The organism is Pseudoxanthomonas sp. LjRoot206 (assembly GCF_056175725.1).
In genome coordinates this window covers 680,837-697,359 of sequence record NZ_JBGFFI010000001.1, presented here as the reverse complement: position 1 = coordinate 697,359, position 16,523 = coordinate 680,837, and the positions used below count along the sequence as shown (strand labels likewise).

Here is a 16,523-nt window from a genome sequence, read left to right as displayed (position 1 = left end):
CTCACCCCAGCGGCCACTCGCCCAGTACGTCGTAGTCGGCCTCGCCTTCGATGCTCTGCAGCAGGTGCACGCCCTGCGGATGCAGCACCACCGGCGGCACGTCCACCGGCGCGGTGCGCGGCGGCACGTAGGCCAGGGTCAGGTGCGGGACGAAGCTGCGCCCGACGTGCTGCTTGAAGCCGGCCCGCAGCAGGCGCTGCTGCAGGCTGCGCCAGAACGCGACCACCGCCGGCGACGGATGCAGCGCGGCCAGGGTCAGCGCCGGATTCTTCGGATTGCCCAGGCACAGCAGGTGGTCGAGGGTGATGCCGACCGGTTCCGGCTGCCAGTCCTGCATCGCCTCTCGCGCCGTGCGCACCATGTCCTCGCGAGGCCCGTCGCTTTCGCCGAGGAAATGCAGGGTCAGGTGGTAGCGCTCGGGGCGCACCCAGCGCGCCTGCGGAAAGGCGGCCTTGAGGTCCTCGGCCCGGTGCCGCAGGCCCTCGCGTTCGCCCGCGGAGGGCACCAGCGCGAAGAACAGACGGTGCAGCCGGCCCGGTTGCGGGCCGCCGAACAGGTCGCCTTGCGAGGAGGACGCGGGGGTGGCGGGCATGAGACGAAACGCAGGAAAAACGACGATGCCCCGCATCATCGGCGCGCGCGCCTGGCGATGCAAGCCGAGCGAGGGCGCGTCGTAGCGTGCGCCATGCGCACGATCGCATTCAACCCTCCCGATGCACGGATGCGGCAGGCACCGCGCGTGTCGTGCGCATGGCGCACGCTACGACGTGGACGCCGCCTCGGGGGCGGCGTCCTGATGCGGCTACCAGATCCGCACGCGGTCCTGCGGCGCGATGTACAGCGGATCGCCCGGCTTGATGCCGAACGCGTCGTACCACGCATCGATGTTGCGCAGCGGGGCGAACGCGCGGATGTGGCCCGGCGAATGGGTGCCGTTGACGAGCTGCTGGCGCAGTGCATCGTCGCGCCACAGCGTGCGCCAGATCTGGCCCCAGCCCATGAAGAAGCGCTGGTCGCCGGTGAAGCCGTCGATCACCGGCGCCGGCTTGCCGCCCAGCGAGCGGTGGTAGGCCTCCAGCGCGATCGTCAGGCCGCCGAGGTCGCCGATGTTCTCGCCCATCGCCACGCGACCGTTGATGTGCATGCCGGGCAGCGGCGCGAACGTGTACGCCTCGTACTGCGCGCCGAGCTTGGCCGCCTGCACTTCGAACTTGGCCGCGTCGTCGGCCGTCCACCAGTCGCGCAGCACGCCCTTGCCGTCCGACTTGCGGCCTTGGTCGTCGAAGCCGTGGATGATCTCGTGGCCGATCACGCCACCGATGCCGCCGTAGTTCACCGCGGGATCGGCGTCCGGATCGAAGAACGGCGGCTGCAGGATGGCGGCCGGGAACACGATCTCGTTCTTCACCGAGTTGTAGTACGCGTTCACCGTCTGCGGAGTCATGCCCCACTCGCCCTTGTCGACCGGCTGGCCGATGCGCGCGCGGCGGTAGTCCCACTCGAACTGGCCGGCGCGCTGCGCGTTGCCGAACAGGTCGCCGTTCTTCACCACCAGCGCGCCGTAGTCGCGGTACTTGTCCGGGTGGCCGATCTTCAGGCCGAAGCCGGCAAGCTTGGCGTGCGCCTCAGCCTTGGTGGCCGGGCTCATCCACGCCAGCGTGTCCAGGCGCGCGCCCATTGCCGCCTTCACGTTGGCGACCAGCGCATCCATCTTGGCCTTCGATTCCGGCGGGAAATACAGCGCCACGTAGTCGCGGCCGATCGCCTCGCCCATCGCCGACTCGGCGAACGCGACGCCGCGCTTCCAGCGCTCGCGCTGCTGCGGCTGGCCGGACAGGAACTTGTCGCGGAACTCGTACTGCGCCACCGAGAAATCCTTCGACAGCAACGGCGCGGCGTTGTCGATGGCATGGAAGGCCTGCCAGGCCTGCAGCGTGGCGACGTCGGCGTCAGCGAAGATCGCGGCGATCTTCGGGATGGCGCTGTCCTGGCGGATCACCGCACGGCCTGCCCCGTCGACGCCCGCGGCCTTGAAGAAGTCCGCCCACGGGAATCCCGGCGCCTTGCCGGCGAACTCCGCCATCGCCAGCGGGTTGTAGGTCTTGTCGCGGTTGCGGCTCTCGGCGCGCGTCCAGTGCGCGTCGGCGATGCGGGTCTCCAGCGCGAGGATCGCCTTCGCATTCTCCTGCGGCCTGTCCCAGCCCGCGAGTTGCAGCATCTGCGCGATGTACGCCTCGTAGCGCTCGCGCTGCGGCTTGAAGTTGTCGCGCAGGTACATCTCGCGATCGCCCAGGCCAAGGCCGCCCTGGCTCAGGTAGAGCGTGTAGCGGTCGGGATCCTTCTGATCGTCGCTGACGCTCAGGTTGAAGAAGCTGTCGTAGACGCCGCCACGCTGCCCCATCACCCGGGCCAGCGCGTCCTTGTCCTTGGCGGCGCGGATGCCGGCCAGCACCGGCTGCAGCGGCTTCGCACCGAGGGCATCGACGGTCTGCTCGTCCACGAAACCGCGGTACAGGGCGGCGATCTTGGCGGCGTCGCCGCCGGTCGCCGGGTCGCCCAGCGCATAGCCTTCCACCAGCACACGCAGGCGCGCTTCGGACAGGTCACGCAGGATGGCGAAGCCGCCGTAGCTGGAACGGTCGGCCGGGATCTGCGTGGTATCGGCCCAGGTGCCGCTGACGTAGCGGAAGAAGTCGGTGCCCGGCTTGGCCTGCTTGTCCATGCCCTCGGTGTCGAGGCCCCACATGCCGAACCGCTTGGCGACGATCGTCGAGCCGGCGGCGGCGCCGGCGCTGTCGGGCTCGGCGAACAACGACTGCAGCGTGCAGCCGTCATCCAGGCAGCCGTGGTCTTCGTGGGCCGCCAATGGGGCGGCAGCGGCGAGCGCCAGCAGGGTGGCGGCGGACAGCAGGGTCTTCTTCAACAGCCTTCTCCGGAAGCAGAACGTGACGCGCATCGCGCGCGGACCCGCGAGCATACCCGGGACGACGGCGCGCGGACTGTGCCGAAGGTGCTGCGACCGAGGCCGACCGGCCAGTTCCAGTTCCCGGAAACACGAAGCCCGGCATTGGCCGGGCTTCGTGCGCAACGTCGTCGCTGAAGGCACCCAGCGGGGGCGCATTCGGCTTGCCTGCGCAGCGCCGGACAACCTGGACCTGCAGCCCCCTGAAAAACGTGAAGGCGTGTCGCATCACGACACCCACGCGGGCTGCCGTTCCATGGCCATGCATGCCAGTCCCGCCTCGCAGCGGGACTTCCCCGGCCGGCAAGATCGAGCACCACTGCGGGCCGCTCCAGCGTCCCGTGCTGGTGCGGCATGGCAGTGATCGAACGTTGCATCCTCCAGCAGGGACCTCTGCCCCGTCCGCATGCGGGCAGGTGCGAGACGTGCGCCGCAACACACCGGGCGCGTCCACCTGCCACCTCAAGACTTCCCGTGCTGCGCCGATAGTAATGACCGATACGCCCACACCCGTGGGTTACGACCCACCCCATGACCGGCACGTACAACGAGATCCTCGTTCTCTTCTCCCTGCTGGTCGCCATCCTCGCGTCGTATACCGCCCTCGACATGGCCTGCCGCGTCGCGACCACACAGGGCGTGGCAGCGCGCTGGTGGCTTGCGGGCGGCGCGTTCGCGATGGGCCTGGGCATCTGGTCGATGCACTTCGTCGGCATGCTGGCCTTCCACCTGCCCATCCCGCTCGGTTACGACATCGGCCTGACCCTGTGCTCGATGCTGGCCGCCTTCGGCGCATCGGCGTTCGCCCTGTGGCTGGTCTCGCGCGAAGAGCTGCCGCTGCGGAGGCTGCTGCTGGGCGCGGTGCTGATGGGCACCGGCATCGCGCTGATGCACTACATCGGCATGGCCGCGCTGCAGATGCAGCCCGGCATCGACTACCACCCGGGCTGGTTCACGCTGTCCATCGCCATCGCGGTCGCCGCGTCGGGCGCGGCGCTGTGGATCGCCTTCCACCTGCGTCGCGGCGGTCGCCGCAAGCACCTGCTGCGCATGCTCGCCGCCGTCGTGATGGGCTTCGCCATCGTCGGCATGCACTACACCGGCATGGCCGCGGCCGAATTCCCCGCGGAAAGCTGGTGCGGCGCCGCCCGCGACGGCGGCGTGCCCACCCAGTGGCTTGCCATCCTGGTCGTCGTGGCGACCGTGGCCATCATGGGCATCGCGCTGATCGTCTCGGTCCTGGACCGGCAGATGCATGCGCGTACGCATCGCTTGGCGCATTCGCTGGCGCGCGCCAACGAAGAGCTGGTGCAAGCCGCGCTGCACGACCCGCTGACCCGTCTGCCCAACCGCATCCTGCTGCAGGACCGTATCGAGCAGGCCGTCGAGAAGGCCAGGCGCAAGCAGGAACAGTTCGCGGTGATGTTCCTCGACCTGGACGGATTCAAGGGCATCAACGATGCCTACGGACACCAGGCCGGCGACGCCTTGCTGGTGGACGTCGCGGCCCGCGTGCGCGGCCTGCTGCGCAGCCAGGACACGCTGTCGCGGCTGGGTGGAGACGAGTTCGTGCTGGTCATCGCGAGCACCGATCCCGAAGGGGCCGCGATAGTCGCCCAGCGCATCATCGACACCGTGTCGGCGACCGCGCTGCCGGTGCAGGGCGTCGACTTGCACGTCACGGCGAGCATCGGCATCGCGCTGTACCCCTCCGACGGCGACAGCGAACGCGAGCTGATGGCGCATGCCGACGCCGCGATGTACCACACCAAGGACAACGGCCGTAACGGCTACACCTTCTTCGCGCCATCGATGAACATCAGCGCGCACCAGCAGCTCAAGCTGCTCAGCGAACTGCGCCGCGCGGTGGAACGCGACGAGCTGGTGCTGCACTACCAGCCGAAGTTCGCGGCACCCGACTACCGCATGGTCGGCGCGGAAGCACTCGTGCGCTGGCAGCATCCGGAACTGGGCATGCTCGCGCCGGGCGCCTTCATTCCCGCCGCGGAACGCAGCGGAGTGATCCTCGCCATCGGCGACTGGGTGCTGGACGAGGCCTGCAGGCAGATGCGGGCGTGGCGCGGTGCGGGTCACGAAATCGCCAACGTGGCGATCAATCTTTCCCCCCTGCAGTTCTCGTCCCCCAGCCTGGTCGCGACCGTGGCCGAGGCACTGCAGCGTCACGACGTGCCGGCCGAGAGCCTGACCCTGGAAATCACCGAAACCACGGCGATGCGCGATGCCGACGCCAGTCTCGGCATCCTCGACGAACTGACCCGGATGGGCGTCAAGATCTCGATCGACGACTTCGGCACCGGCTATTCGAGCCTGCTGTACCTGAAGCGGCTGCCCGCATCCGAGCTGAAGATCGACCGGGCCTTCGTCCGCGAGCTGGAATCGAACGCGGAAGACATCGCGATCGTCGCGTCCATCATCGCACTGGGCAAGACGCTCAACCTGCGCGTCGTGGCCGAAGGCGTGGAAACCCCCGGCCAGCGCCATCACCTGCGCCGCCTTGGCTGCGATCTGTACCAGGGTTACCTGATGGGCGAGCCGGTCGAAGCCGACCTGCTGTTCGCCGCGCAGACGGACCGCCAACTGGCCTGAACATGAGGCGGCCCGAGGGCGGCCGCGTGGATGTCAGGCGGGCTCGAGCCGTGCGGATTCGCGCTCCTGCGGACTCAACGGATGCGCGGTCCGGTGCGGCTGCCCGCTCGCATCGAAGAACAGCGACGGCACCTGTCCACGCAGTTTCGCCATCAGGATCCCGCCCGCTATCCTCAGGCCACCTGCTGCCATCGCCAGCGGCGTGGCGCGCACTTCGCCCATGGCCGATCCGGCATTCAGTACGATCCGGTCTCGCGATCCGAACGCCGCCTCCAGACCAGCCTTGTCCGGCAGACAGGCGGCCACGACACCCACGTAGGCGACCTTGCCGTCGCGCGGCGTATTGGCGAGTGGCGTACGGCAACATCCCGCATACCAGCGCAGCAGCCCGCCCTCATGCAGGCACACGCCAGCGATATGTTCTTCGCCGGCGGTGAACGTCACAGCCTGCGGATTCATCGCCACGATATCGGTGCCGCCGTGGGCATCGATCATCCCGGACTGGTTCAGATAGCGTGCGTACATCTGGCAATCGTGGCAGTAGCACGTGGCCCGCGCATAGGCGCGATGCGTGTCGACCGTACCCTGCACCTTTCCGCATCGGCAACGCAGTTCGAGTGTCATGGCTGCACCTCGTCGTTGGTCTTTGCGATACGAGGGATACCGCACGCGCTATAAGGATCGCGTCAAGCGCGCGTGGATTACCTGACTGTCGGGAAAACGGACGGGAGTCTCAGGCCGCGACCGCGATGGCTTCGGCTTCCATCGCGTCGCTGGCCTCCGGACCCGCGCCAGCGAGCGCGCGTGCAAGCAGACTGGCCGACGCGATCTCGTCCGCACCCTGCTCGTGCAATGCCAGCACCACGCGCTCCGACAGCGCCCACTCGTGCGCGACGGCACGGCCGATGCGTGGCGACCAGCGGTGCAGCACCCTGGCCATCGCGTCCACATCGGGCAGTCCGTCCTTCGCGGCGACGTCGCGGAGGACCTGCACCACCACGATGGCCCCCAGGCCCTGCAACAAGGCAAGCAGCTGCGCGGCGAACACGTCCTCGCGGCCGCCTGCACGCGCGGCCTCGGCCGCGATCAGCGCGCTGCGCTGGGTATGGTCCCAGACCAGGTCCGGCAGGCGACCGAACACGCCGCCTTCCGTCCGCATCACCGGCTGCATGAGCGCCACCGCGACCAGATGGCGCAGGCCGTCCACGCCGACCATGGCCACCGCACGGTCCAGGCTTTCCACCGGCGCCGCATGGCTGCGGTAGAGCGCGCTGTTGGCGAGTTTCAGCAGGTTGGCGGCCAGCGCGGGATCGCGCGCGATGATGCCGGCGATATCGCGGCTGGAGGCCTCGTCGTCGTTGAGCGTGCTGAGCAGCTGCGGCAGCAGTTGGGGGCGCCGAGGCAGCCGTTGCGGATCCTCGGCGAAGCGCACCAGCGCGCGCGTGGCGGCCGCGATGACGGCGATACTGTCTTCCGGCGACCGCGACGACGATGCGTCCACCCCGCCCAGCCGCAGCAGCGGCCCGGCCCAGTCGCGCGACAGCGAGCTCAACGATGCGGACGACGGCGCCACGCCTTCCATCGGCGCAGCATCCGCCAACGGCGGCGCGACCGGCGAACGCCGGTTCTTCGACCACCAGTCCGTCACTCTCGCAAGCAGCGGCACGCGCACCTGCCTTCTTCGCATGTTCGACCTCATGGTCATCGGCCGCGCGAACGGAATCTTTAGCAATGTTGCGCGGGTTTCGCGCCGCCGCGATGTTCATGAATCGCAACCTGCGGCGGTCACACGACGTTGATCCCGCGTGCGCCACGGTGGGTTCAGGAGGGCGGGTCGCCTTCCGGTCCACGTCCACGTCTACAGGAGTTTTCCCATGAATACCCAGAAGAAGATCCAGCACAGCCTCAACGACCTGATCGAGATCGCCCGCGACGGCCACAGCTTCTACACCGAAGCCGCCGGCAAGGTGAAGGACGCGGAACTGGCGTCGCTGTTCACGCGCATCGCCGGCGTGAAGCAGGACATCGTGGCGCGCCTCAGCGCCGCCGTCGCCGCCACCGGCGGCACGCCGGCCGAACATGGCACGATGGTCGGCAGCATGCAGCAGTTCTACGGCAAGGTCCGTGCCGCGCTGGGCGACACCACCTACGGCTACGTCGCCGAGCTGGAAGAGTCCGAGGATCGCCTGCTGAAGGCGTTCAACGAGACCATCAGCGACGACGACACCCCCGCCGCCGCCCGTGCCGAAGCCCAGGCCCTGCTGCCGAGCGTGCGCGAGTGCCACAACGTGATGCGCGACCGCAAGCAGGTGCTCAAGCACGCCAGCTGAGGCTGCCGATCACGCAGTACCGGTACGAAGCCCCGCCGTCGCGGGGCTTCTTCGTCTGCGCAGGGAGATGGCGTCAGCGGGAATCCGTTCCCTTGACCGCGCCTTTCGCCAGGCGCGCTGCGACGGACGCGAGATCCTGCTTCCTGCGCGTGTAGCCGCCCCAGGGATGCTCGCCGATGCGGGCCATGCGGCGCGGCGCGGAGGCCAGCGTATAGGCATCGCCGCTCTTGATGCGCCCGAGTTCTTCCCAGCGCAACGGCATCGCGACCGGGGCGCCTTCGCGCGCGCGCAGCGAGAACGAGGCCACGCTGGTCGCGCCTCGCCCGTTGCGCAGGTAGTCGATGAAGATGCGCCCCTTGCGGAACTTCTTGGTCGCGGTGGCGACGTAGGACAGTGGCTCGGACGCCGCCATCGATTCGGCGAACGCATGCGCGAAGTCCTTCACCTGCAACCACGGACACGCCGGTTTCAGCGGCACCACCACATGCAGGCCTTTGCCACCCGACGTACGCACGTAGGAAACCAGCCCGAGCGCGCGCAGGCGCTTGCGGACCAGCCGCGCCGCCTCCACCACGCGCGCCCAGGCGACGTCGGGGCCGGGATCCAGGTCGAACACGATGCGATCGGCCAGGTCCGGCGCATCCGCGCACGCACCCCAGGGATGGAATTCCAGCGCATTGAACTGCGCCAGTTCCAGGAGCCCCGCTTCATCGCGCACGACCAGGTAGTCCGCGCGCGCACCACCCTCTTCTTCGAGCGGCACGACGTCGACCCGGTCCATGCCGGGCGTGTGGTGCTTCTGGAAGAAGCAGGGACGGCCGGCACCCTGCGGACAGCGCACCACGGACAGCGGTCGCCCCGTGATCTCGGGGAGCAACCAGCGCGACATGGCGCGGTAGTAATCGAACACCTGCTGCTTGGTGATGCCGCTGTCGGGGAAGACGACGCGTTCCGGATGCGTCAGCTCCACCGTATCGGGGACCCTGGATGTGCGACGGGAGGCTGGCATATCGGATCCGCTCCGGGCGGCGGGTGACGACGGTTCGCGCAGGTCGGCAGCGCGCTTGTCGCGCCGGATGGTCTTCAGCGACGGCTGCCGCAGCAGTCCCTGATTGCCGAGTCCGTGGTGGAAGACTTCCGCCACCAGCGTCGGCGCCACCCAGCGGGCGCGCCGCAGTTCCGGATCGTCGACCTCCACGCGCGCGGTCGGCGTGCTTCTCGCACGCGGCGCCAGCTGCGCCGCCAGCGTCTCCAGCAGGTCGTGGCTGAACCCGGTGCCGACGCGTCCCGCGTACCGCCAGCCGCGCGCACCGTCGGGTGCAGCGAGCAGCAACGCACCAAGGCCGCTGCGGCTGCCCTTGGGGGCGGTGAAACCGACGACCGCATACTCCTCGGACGCGCGCTGCTTGACCTTGCGCCAGGCATCGCCGCGCCCGGCGTGGTAGGGCGCGTCGGCGCGCTTGCTGATGATGCCTTCCAGGCCGCGCTGCAGCGCCATCGCCAATGCCTCGTCGCCGCGCCCGACGATGTGCGAGCTGTAGACCAGCCGGTCCGGCGGCGATTTCAGGATCTCCGCCAGCAGCGCCTTGCGCTGGTACTGCGGGCTGCGCGCCAGGTCCACGCCATCGACCTGCAGGATGTCGAACAGCACGTACGACAGCGTCGCATTCTTCTCACCGGCCAGGGTGGCCTGCAGCAGGCCGAAGTCTTCCTGCCGGCCGGCGCCGGCCACCAGCTCGCCATCGAGCACCGCATCGTCCAGATCCAGCGCTTCGATGGCCGCCACAATCTCAGGCGCGCGTGCCGTCCATTCGATCTCGTTGCGCGACCACAGGCGCGCCCTGCCCTTGGCCACCTGCGCGATCAGGCGGTAGCCATCCCACTTCGCCTCGTGCAGCCACGCATCGCCTGAGGGCACATCGGCCTGCAGCTTCGCCAGTTGCGGCGCGCGGAAGCCGGGACGCTGGCTGGTAGCACGGGCGCCATCCAGACGGGCGGCACGCTTGGCCCATCGATGCGTGCCCCGCGACACGGCAGCTGCACGCTTGTCGATCTTACGCGCTGGCTTCGTCCCCGCCGGTGGCGTCACGTCCTGTAACAGGTCGTCCGCTTCCTGCTTGCCGGCGAAATCATCGCGCTCCTTGAACAGCAGCCATTGCGGCTGGCGCGCCGGCTTCTGCGTGCGGACCAGGTGCCAGCCGCCCTTGAGCTTGTCGCCGAACATGCGGAAGCGCAGATGGCCCTTGGCGAGCTGCGCTTCCGCGTCGCCGTCGGTCGTCCACAGACCCTTGTCGAAGGTGGCGACGTGGCCACCACCGTACTGTCCTTTCGGGATGTCGCCTTCGAAATCGGCGTAGTCGATGGGGTGGTCTTCCACCTCGGCCGCCAGCCGCTTCACGTCCGGGTCGAAGCTGGGACCCTTCGGTACGGCCCAGCTCTTCAGCGTGTCGCCGACCTGCAAGCGGAAGTCGTAGTGGCGATGGCTGGCGTGGTGCAACTGGACCACGAAGATCGGCCGCTTGCCGCGCGCGCGCCGGCCCTCCGCCGCCGGCTCGGGCGTGCGGTCGAAGCGGCGCTTGCTGCGGTATTCCTGCAGGCTCATGGGAATCCTCGACTGCGCCTGTTATGCCGCGCGCGCCGTCAACGGAACGTGCAAGCGCCGCGACGGTGCGGCTCAGCGCGGCGCCAACGTATTGCGCGCCAGCCAGTCCTGCAGCGCGGGGGATACGGCATCGTCCAGCCGCACCCCGACCACGGCATAGGCATCCAGCGCGTCCCGCAACGCGGCCAGCGGCGGCGATATAGCGGCAGGCAACCACACATCGGGCGCGCCATAACGGGCGATCGCCGCCTGTTCGCCGGTTTCCAGCCGCTCGCGTTGCGCCTGCAGGCGACGTGCGACCCAGCCTCGCAGCGGCGTGTGCACGACGAAGCCCTGTGCGACCAGTTCCCCGCGAGCCTCTTGCAGTGCCGCCAATGCGCCACGGAACCATTCGGTGTGACCTGCGGCCTGCGCCGGCACCTGCAGCGGCGGTGGCGCGGCGTGATCGCGCAACACGCGCTTCCAGCGGGTTTCCCAACTGCGTGCCTCGCGCACGCTGGCGGCCTCCGCCAGCCAGCCCGCATCGAGGTCGAAGAACTCGTACCAGCGTGGCGAGAACGCCTGCATCCGCGCCAGCGGATCGGTGGCGATGCCGAGCTTGGCATGGTCCTCATAGGCGCACGGCAGCACGTACAGGCATGCGCGCCCGCTGGCGCCGCTGCCGACGCCGTCCACCGGCACGATGCGCCGCCCTCCCGCCATCGGTCAGCGCGAGGCGGCCTTGCGTGCGCGCTTGGCCGGCGCCTTCTTCGTCGCCTTGGCCGCCTTCTTCGCCGTCTTCCTGGCGGGCGCTTTCTTCGCCGCCGCCTTCTTGGCCGGCGTGCGCTTCTTGCTGTCCAGGCTCTTCTGCAGCAGCGACATGAAGTCGACGACGTTGGTGGCGGTATCCTCGCGCTCCGCCTCCTCCTCCACGATCTTCGTGGTGGCGCCACGGGCCTTGATGCGCTTTTTGATGATCGTCTCCAGGCGCTTGCGGAATTCGTCCTGGTAGTCGTCCGGCTTCCATGTCGCCGACATGGACGAGATGAGCGTCTCCGCCATCTCGCGCTCCTTGGCGGTGATGCGGTAATCGGCCGCTTTGCCGGTCGGCAGCTTGTACTCCTCCGGATCCACCAGCTCCTGCGGATAGCGCAGCATCAGCAGGATCAGCGCATCGCCTTCCGGCACTACCGCACACAGGTACTCGCGGGTGCGGATCACCACCCGGGCCACACCGACCTTGCCGGTGCTGGCCAGCGTGTCGCGCAGCAGCACGTAGCCTTTTTCGGCTTTCTTCCCGGGCACCAGGATGTAGGGCTTCTCGAAGAAGCGCAGGCCGATCTCGTCGCGGTCGACGAACGCCTCCACGTCGACGGACTCATGCGTCTGCGGCGCAGCGGAGGCGATATCCTCCTTCTCCACGACCACGTAGCTGCCTTTGTCGTACTCGAAGGCCTTGACGATGTCCTTCCATGGCACTTCCTCGCCGGTGTCGGCGTTGACGCGCTCGAAACGGATCGGCTTCTTGTCGCGCGAATCCAGCATGCGGAAGCTGATGTCCACCCTGCGCTCGCCCGACATCAGCGACACGGGGACATTGAGGAGGCCGAACGACAGCGTACCGGTCCAGATGGGGCGTGCCATGGCGTGCCTGCGGGGACGGAGGGAGCTCCATCGTGTGCAGCGATGGCGGAAACGGATGTGAAGACATCCGCGTCGCGGTACGGATCAGCGCAGCTGGCTGTCCTTGCTGCCGCGGCGGTTGTACAGGCCGGCGCCCTGCTCGTCCTGGTCGGCCGCTTCCTGGCAGGTCACGCACAGGCGCACGCCCGGCACGGCCTGCTGGCGCGCGACGGGAATGGGCTTTTCGCATTCCTCGCAGTGGGTCAGGCTGGGACCCGTGGGCAACGCGCGGCGCGCACGCGCGATGCCGTCCTTCACGGTCGCATCGATCTGGTCCTGCACGGCGCCATCGCCGGCCCATCCGGTTGCCATGGTGGTCTCCTCGCGGATCGCTTGCCGGGACCAGCTTACGCCGCGGCCGGCATCAGGTCTTCACGAACCGGAATGCGGGCGCGACGCGTCCGCTTCAACCGTGCGCCAGCGCGTAGTCGATCGCCGCCACCACCGCCGCCACCTGCGCATCGTTGCACTGCTGTGGCGTGGCCTTGGGGCTGTCCGGGTAGACCTCGGTGATCGTGGTGTAGCGCGCCTCGGTGATGCCGGTGCACAGGCCCAGCGACGTGACCGGGTATTCGATCACGCCTTCGGCGACGACCGGCGACCCGATGATCTCGCCCTGCGCGTCGGCCGGCGCGATATGCGTCACGGCGGCGACCGCAGCGATGACCGCCCGCTGGAAATCCGGCTGGCGGCGCTCGCTGTCATCCACCAGGTAGAACCCGTCCGGGATCTCGCCGGGCTCGTAGGGCTTGCCGTCGCGCGCGGCCAGCGCGGGACGGAACTCGCTCTCGTCGCTGTCGGTGGTCTCGTGCAGGTCGATGTGCATCAGCACGCGGTCCTTCAGCGGTGCGACCAGTGCGATCAGCGCGGCGGATTCCTGCGCCGGGCTGCCGGCGCGGAACGAGCGGTTCGGGTCCAGGGCGTCGGCATTCCAGCGGTGGATGCGCTCGTAGCCCCACGGGCTGACGCACGGCACCACCAGCAGGTTGACCCTGCCCGCATAGTCGCCGGCGCGCTGTTCGAGGAACTGGAGCGCGCCGTGCACGCCGCTGGTCTCGTAGCCGTGTACGCCACCGGTCACCAGCATCGTCGGCAGCGCATCGTTCCAGTCGCGGCTGCGCACGGCGAACAGCGGATAGGTCTCGTCGGGGCCGTAGTCGAGCGTCCCGTACTGCTGCACGTCGAAGCGCTCGCGCAAGGCATCGACCGAGGCCTGCACATCGTCCACATAGCGGCGTTGCACGCGCTGCTCTGCGCGCCACTGCGCCTTTTCCGCCGCGCCCCAAGGCTGGCCGGGCGTACCGATGGGATGGAAGCGTTCGATCATGGTCATGGCGATGGCGGCGCTGGAACGGGGGGTCGGCACTATACCAGCGAGGTCCCGACGTCCCGGTCCCGCAGCGTACTGTCCACGGCGCCGCATCGCGGCGAAAATACCCCGGAACCCCCGTACGAGTTCCCGATGCCCCGCTACACCGGCCCCCTGCTCACGCGCGACTCCGCCACGTCCCTGCTTGCCGCCCGCGATCGTGGCGACACCCGCTGGACGGGTTCGCTCGATCTCGGCCGTTCGCAGGGTGAGGCGTTGCTGGAAGCCGATGGCTGGCGCTGGCACGGCGTCGCCTATCCGTATCCGGGCAAGCTCAAGGACCGCACGCTGTACTGGTGGGACGGCGAGGACTTCGAACCGGTCTCGCGTTATGCCGGCGCGCTGATCAAGCTCGTGCCCACCGAATGGGGCGTGCCGACGTTCGAGATCGACGGCATCAAGATGCTGCCGACCTCGAAGGAATCCCCGCTCGCCGATGCGCGCCGCAAGGTCGCGCTGGTGGAACCCCGCGGGAAGACCGTGCTGGATACCTGCGGCGGGCTGGGCTACTTCGCGGCCTGCTGCCTCGAGGCGGGCGCCTCACGCATCCTGTCGTTCGAGAAGAACGCCGACGTGCTGTGGCTGCGCACGCTGAATCCCTGGTCGCCCGATCCGGACAGCGTCGAGGCCGGCGGCCGCCTGCAGCTCACCCATGCCGATGTGTCACTGGCGATCGCGCAGGTGCCCGACGCCTCCGTCGACGCCTTGCTGCACGACCCACCACGCTTCGGCATCGCCGGCGAACTGTATTCGCAGGCCTTCTACGACCAGCTGGCGCGCGTGCTGCGCCGGGGCGGCACGCTGTTCCACTACACCGGCAGCCCCAACAAGCTGACCAGCGGGCGCGACGTGCCCGGCGAAGTGGCCAAGCGCCTGGAGAAGGCCGGCTTCAGGGCCCAACGCGCACTGGATGGCGTGATCGGCGTGCGTCGCTGACGGCGGTACACGCAGGTCAGAGAACGGATACGCGACTGCAGCGTCGACAGGGCGACCGCAGGTCAGTCAGGTCCCTGGTCACTTCGAGACGCGGATGGAACCTGCGTCGCACTCGCGCGATGGTGCAATGCAGCTTTCCCCTTTGGCCAATGCCCCGCCGGGAGGTGCTGTGGCCCACTGCCGCCACTTCACACCGGAGGTGCCGTCGATGTCGATCGTTGCCCTGCTGTCGTGTCCCGCCCTGCGTCGCCGTTTCCGCCGCATGGCCACCCTGCTCGCGCTGTCCTGCCTGTTCGCCAGCGGCCACGCGCTGGCACTGACCGAAGTCACCGGCTTCGGCAGCAATCCCGGCGATCTCAGGATGCACAAATACATCCCCGCAGGATTGCCGGCGAACGCGCCGCTGGTCGTCGCGCTGCATGGATGTGCGCAGTCCGCGTCCAGCTACGATGCCGAAACCGGCTGGGAGCTGCTGGCCAACCGCTTCGGCTTCGCGCTGCTGCTGCCGGAGCAGCAGACCGCCAACAACAGCAGCCGCTGCTTCACCTGGTTCGAGACGGCCGACACCGCACGCGGCCAGGGCGAACCGCTGTCGATCAGGCAGATGGTCGACCGCATGGTCGCCGACCACGGCATCGACCCCGCGCGCGTCTACGTCACCGGCCTGTCCGCGGGCGGTGCGATGACCTCGGTGATGCTGGCGACCTATCCGGATGTGTTCGCCGGCGGCGCCATCGTGGCCGGCATTCCCTACCGTTGCGCGACGACGCAGACCGCTGCCTTCAGCTGCATGAATCCCGGCACCGACCTCACGCCGGCGCAGTGGGGCGCGAAGGTGCGCGCCGCCAGCAGCTGGACCGGACCCTGGCCCATCGTCTCGATCTGGCATGGCGACGCCGACTACACCGTCCGCCCCGCCAACCTCACCGAAAGCCTGGAACAGTGGGCCGACGTGCACGGCATCGACACCGTGGCCGACGTCAGCGACACGGTCAGCGGTTATCCGCACAAGGTCTACAAGAACGCGAGCGGCGTGGCGAAGGTGGAAACCTACCTCATCACCGGCATGGGCCACGGCACGCCGGTCGATCCCGGCACCGGCGAAACGCAGTGCGGCACCGCCGGCGCCTACATCCTCGACGTCAACGTCTGCTCCAGCTACTACATCGCCCGCTTCTTCGGCCTGGACAACCTGGATGGCGTGCCGCCGACGGCAACACTGACCTCGCCCGCCAACGGCGCCACGGTCAGCGGCACCGTCACGCTGTCGGCCAACGCCAGCGACGATGTCGGCGTGGCGCACGTGGACTTCCTGCTCGACGGCGCGCTGCTCGGCAACGACGCCAGCGCGCCGTACACGCTGGCCTGGAACAGCAGCGGCACCAGCAACGGCACGCATGTCCTGTCGGCACGCGCCATCGACCTGGCCGGCAACACCGGCACGTCGGCGCCGGTCAACGTCACCGTGACGGGCGGCAGCGGCGGCGGCTCGCCGGTCACCGTGGTGTTCAGCAACGAAGACGCCAACGATGGCTACATCAAGGCCACCGCCACCGGCGGCAGTGCCGCGGTGGGCACGCTGGAGGCGTACTACGGCCTGGCGATCGGGCGTGGCACCGACGGCAACTACAACCGCGCCGTGCTGTCGTTCGACACCTCGTCGCTGCCGGACAACGCGGTGGTGACCTCGGCCACGCTGACCATCGCCTACCGCAGCGCCAGCGGCGATCCGTGGGGCAATCCGGCAGGCAATACGATGGTCGTCGATGTGCGCACCGGCTGCTTCGGCGCCTGCACGATCGAGGCGGCGGACTGGGCGGCGGCGGGCACGAGCACGGGCAGCGCGCAGATTCCGTCGTTCGCCGGCGGCAACCAGGCCAGCACCGTGTTCGACACCGCCGGTCGCGCCGCGATCAACCGCACCGGGCGCACCCAGGCGCGGCTGCGCTTCAGCGCGAACCAGACCGCAACGAACTACCTGTGGATCGACAAGGGCGCCAGCGCGAAGCTGTCGGTGACCTACACCCTGCCCTGACCGGCGGCGTCCTGCCGCCG

Annotated in this window: 13 protein-coding genes; 4 read left to right on the top strand and 9 right to left on the bottom strand. The window is 68.9% G+C overall.

Going from position 1 to position 16,523, the window contains the following annotated elements; all coding sequences use genetic code 11:
* Position 1: 1 nt before the first annotated feature.
* Together thpR and AC04MD_RS03505 are read right to left on the bottom strand one after the other, a co-directional pair.
* A complete protein-coding gene (thpR, locus tag AC04MD_RS03510) occupies positions 2-592 on the bottom strand; it encodes an RNA 2',3'-cyclic phosphodiesterase (protein ID WP_475495930.1) in 591 nt (196 codons plus the stop codon).
* Positions 593-802: 210 nt separating this feature from the next.
* Positions 803-2,923, bottom strand: coding sequence for a M13 family metallopeptidase (locus AC04MD_RS03505; protein ID WP_475495929.1), 2,121 nt, complete (start codon positions 2,921-2,923; stop codon positions 803-805).
* 570 nt (positions 2,924-3,493) lie between these two features.
* Here AC04MD_RS03505 and AC04MD_RS03500 point away from each other — a divergent pair.
* The gene (locus AC04MD_RS03500; protein WP_475495928.1) at positions 3,494-5,569 is read left to right on the top strand and encodes a putative bifunctional diguanylate cyclase/phosphodiesterase; all 2,076 of its coding nucleotides are present in this window, start codon (positions 3,494-3,496) and stop codon (positions 5,567-5,569) included.
* Between the two features lie 33 nt (positions 5,570-5,602).
* On the opposite strand, the gene AC04MD_RS03495 is transcribed toward AC04MD_RS03500, so the two are convergent.
* Positions 5,603-6,238 carry a DUF6151 family protein gene (locus AC04MD_RS03495; RefSeq protein ID WP_475495927.1) on the bottom strand — a complete coding sequence of 212 codons (636 nt, stop codon included), beginning with the start codon at positions 6,236-6,238 and terminating at the stop codon, positions 5,603-5,605.
* A 64-nt stretch (positions 6,239-6,302) separates the two neighbouring features.
* Positions 6,303-7,256 carry an HDOD domain-containing protein gene (locus AC04MD_RS03490; RefSeq protein ID WP_475495926.1) on the bottom strand — a complete coding sequence of 318 codons (954 nt, stop codon included), beginning with the start codon at positions 7,254-7,256 and terminating at the stop codon, positions 6,303-6,305.
* Positions 7,257-7,443: 187 nt separating this feature from the next.
* Here AC04MD_RS03490 and AC04MD_RS03485 point away from each other — a divergent pair, with 187 nt between their 5' ends.
* Positions 7,444-7,899, top strand: a complete 456-nt coding sequence (locus AC04MD_RS03485; protein ID WP_475495925.1) for a PA2169 family four-helix-bundle protein — start codon at positions 7,444-7,446, stop codon at positions 7,897-7,899.
* 73 nt (positions 7,900-7,972) lie between these two features.
* Here the strand turns inward: AC04MD_RS03485 and ligD are convergent, their stop codons facing one another.
* The 5 genes from ligD to AC04MD_RS03460 all read right to left on the bottom strand — a co-directional run bounded on the left by ligD (position 7,973) and on the right by AC04MD_RS03460 (position 13,490).
* Positions 7,973-10,501: a DNA ligase D gene (ligD, locus tag AC04MD_RS03480; RefSeq protein ID WP_475495924.1), complete on the bottom strand. Its 2,529-nt coding sequence runs from the start codon at positions 10,499-10,501 to the stop codon at positions 7,973-7,975.
* A 72-nt stretch (positions 10,502-10,573) separates the two neighbouring features.
* Complete coding sequence (locus AC04MD_RS03475) at positions 10,574-11,203, bottom strand: GIY-YIG nuclease family protein (protein WP_475495923.1); 630 nt, start codon at positions 11,201-11,203, stop codon at positions 10,574-10,576.
* 3 nt (positions 11,204-11,206) lie between these two features.
* Entirely contained in the window at positions 11,207-12,124 is a 918-nt protein-coding gene (gene ku, locus AC04MD_RS03470; protein ID WP_475495922.1) for a non-homologous end joining protein Ku, read from the bottom strand.
* A gap of 84 nt (positions 12,125-12,208) precedes the next feature.
* Positions 12,209-12,475 carry a DksA/TraR family C4-type zinc finger protein gene (locus AC04MD_RS03465; RefSeq protein ID WP_475495921.1) on the bottom strand — a complete coding sequence of 89 codons (267 nt, stop codon included), beginning with the start codon at positions 12,473-12,475 and terminating at the stop codon, positions 12,209-12,211.
* Between the two features lie 94 nt (positions 12,476-12,569).
* Positions 12,570-13,490 (bottom strand): M14 family metallopeptidase, encoded by a 921-nt coding sequence (locus AC04MD_RS03460; protein ID WP_475496164.1) that lies wholly within the window; start codon positions 13,488-13,490, stop codon positions 12,570-12,572.
* Positions 13,491-13,625: 135 nt separating this feature from the next.
* Between AC04MD_RS03460 and AC04MD_RS03455 the strand changes: the two genes are divergently transcribed.
* Both AC04MD_RS03455 and AC04MD_RS03450 read left to right on the top strand, forming a co-directional pair.
* Positions 13,626-14,468, top strand: coding sequence for a class I SAM-dependent methyltransferase (locus AC04MD_RS03455; RefSeq protein ID WP_475495920.1), 843 nt, complete (start codon positions 13,626-13,628; stop codon positions 14,466-14,468).
* A gap of 208 nt (positions 14,469-14,676) precedes the next feature.
* Positions 14,677-16,503 carry an extracellular catalytic domain type 1 short-chain-length polyhydroxyalkanoate depolymerase gene (locus AC04MD_RS03450; RefSeq protein ID WP_475495919.1) on the top strand — a complete coding sequence of 609 codons (1,827 nt, stop codon included), beginning with the start codon at positions 14,677-14,679 and terminating at the stop codon, positions 16,501-16,503.
* Positions 16,504-16,523 lie beyond the last annotated feature (20 nt).

Excerpts from the sequence above, each read along its gene's own strand:
- AC04MD_RS03485 (WP_475495925.1), top strand. The coding sequence starts at position 7,444 with ATGAATACCCAGAAGAAGATCCAGCACAGCCTCAACGACCTGATCGAG.
- AC04MD_RS03460 (WP_475496164.1), bottom strand. The coding sequence starts at position 13,490 with ATGATCGAACGCTTCCATCCCATCGGTACGCCCGGCCAGCCTTGGGGC.
- AC04MD_RS03450 (WP_475495919.1), top strand. The coding sequence starts at position 14,677 with ATGTCGATCGTTGCCCTGCTGTCGTGTCCCGCCCTGCGTCGCCGTTTC.
- ku (WP_475495922.1), bottom strand. The coding sequence starts at position 12,124 with ATGGCACGCCCCATCTGGACCGGTACGCTGTCGTTCGGCCTCCTCAAT.
- thpR (WP_475495930.1), bottom strand. The coding sequence starts at position 592 with ATGCCCGCCACCCCCGCGTCCTCCTCGCAAGGCGACCTGTTCGGCGGC.
- AC04MD_RS03490 (WP_475495926.1), bottom strand. The coding sequence starts at position 7,256 with ATGCGAAGAAGGCAGGTGCGCGTGCCGCTGCTTGCGAGAGTGACGGAC.
- AC04MD_RS03465 (WP_475495921.1), bottom strand. The coding sequence starts at position 12,475 with ATGGCAACCGGATGGGCCGGCGATGGCGCCGTGCAGGACCAGATCGAT.
- ligD (WP_475495924.1), bottom strand. The coding sequence starts at position 10,501 with ATGAGCCTGCAGGAATACCGCAGCAAGCGCCGCTTCGACCGCACGCCC.
- AC04MD_RS03500 (WP_475495928.1), top strand. The coding sequence starts at position 3,494 with ATGACCGGCACGTACAACGAGATCCTCGTTCTCTTCTCCCTGCTGGTC.
- AC04MD_RS03455 (WP_475495920.1), top strand. The coding sequence starts at position 13,626 with ATGCCCCGCTACACCGGCCCCCTGCTCACGCGCGACTCCGCCACGTCC.
- AC04MD_RS03475 (WP_475495923.1), bottom strand. The coding sequence starts at position 11,203 with ATGGCGGGAGGGCGGCGCATCGTGCCGGTGGACGGCGTCGGCAGCGGC.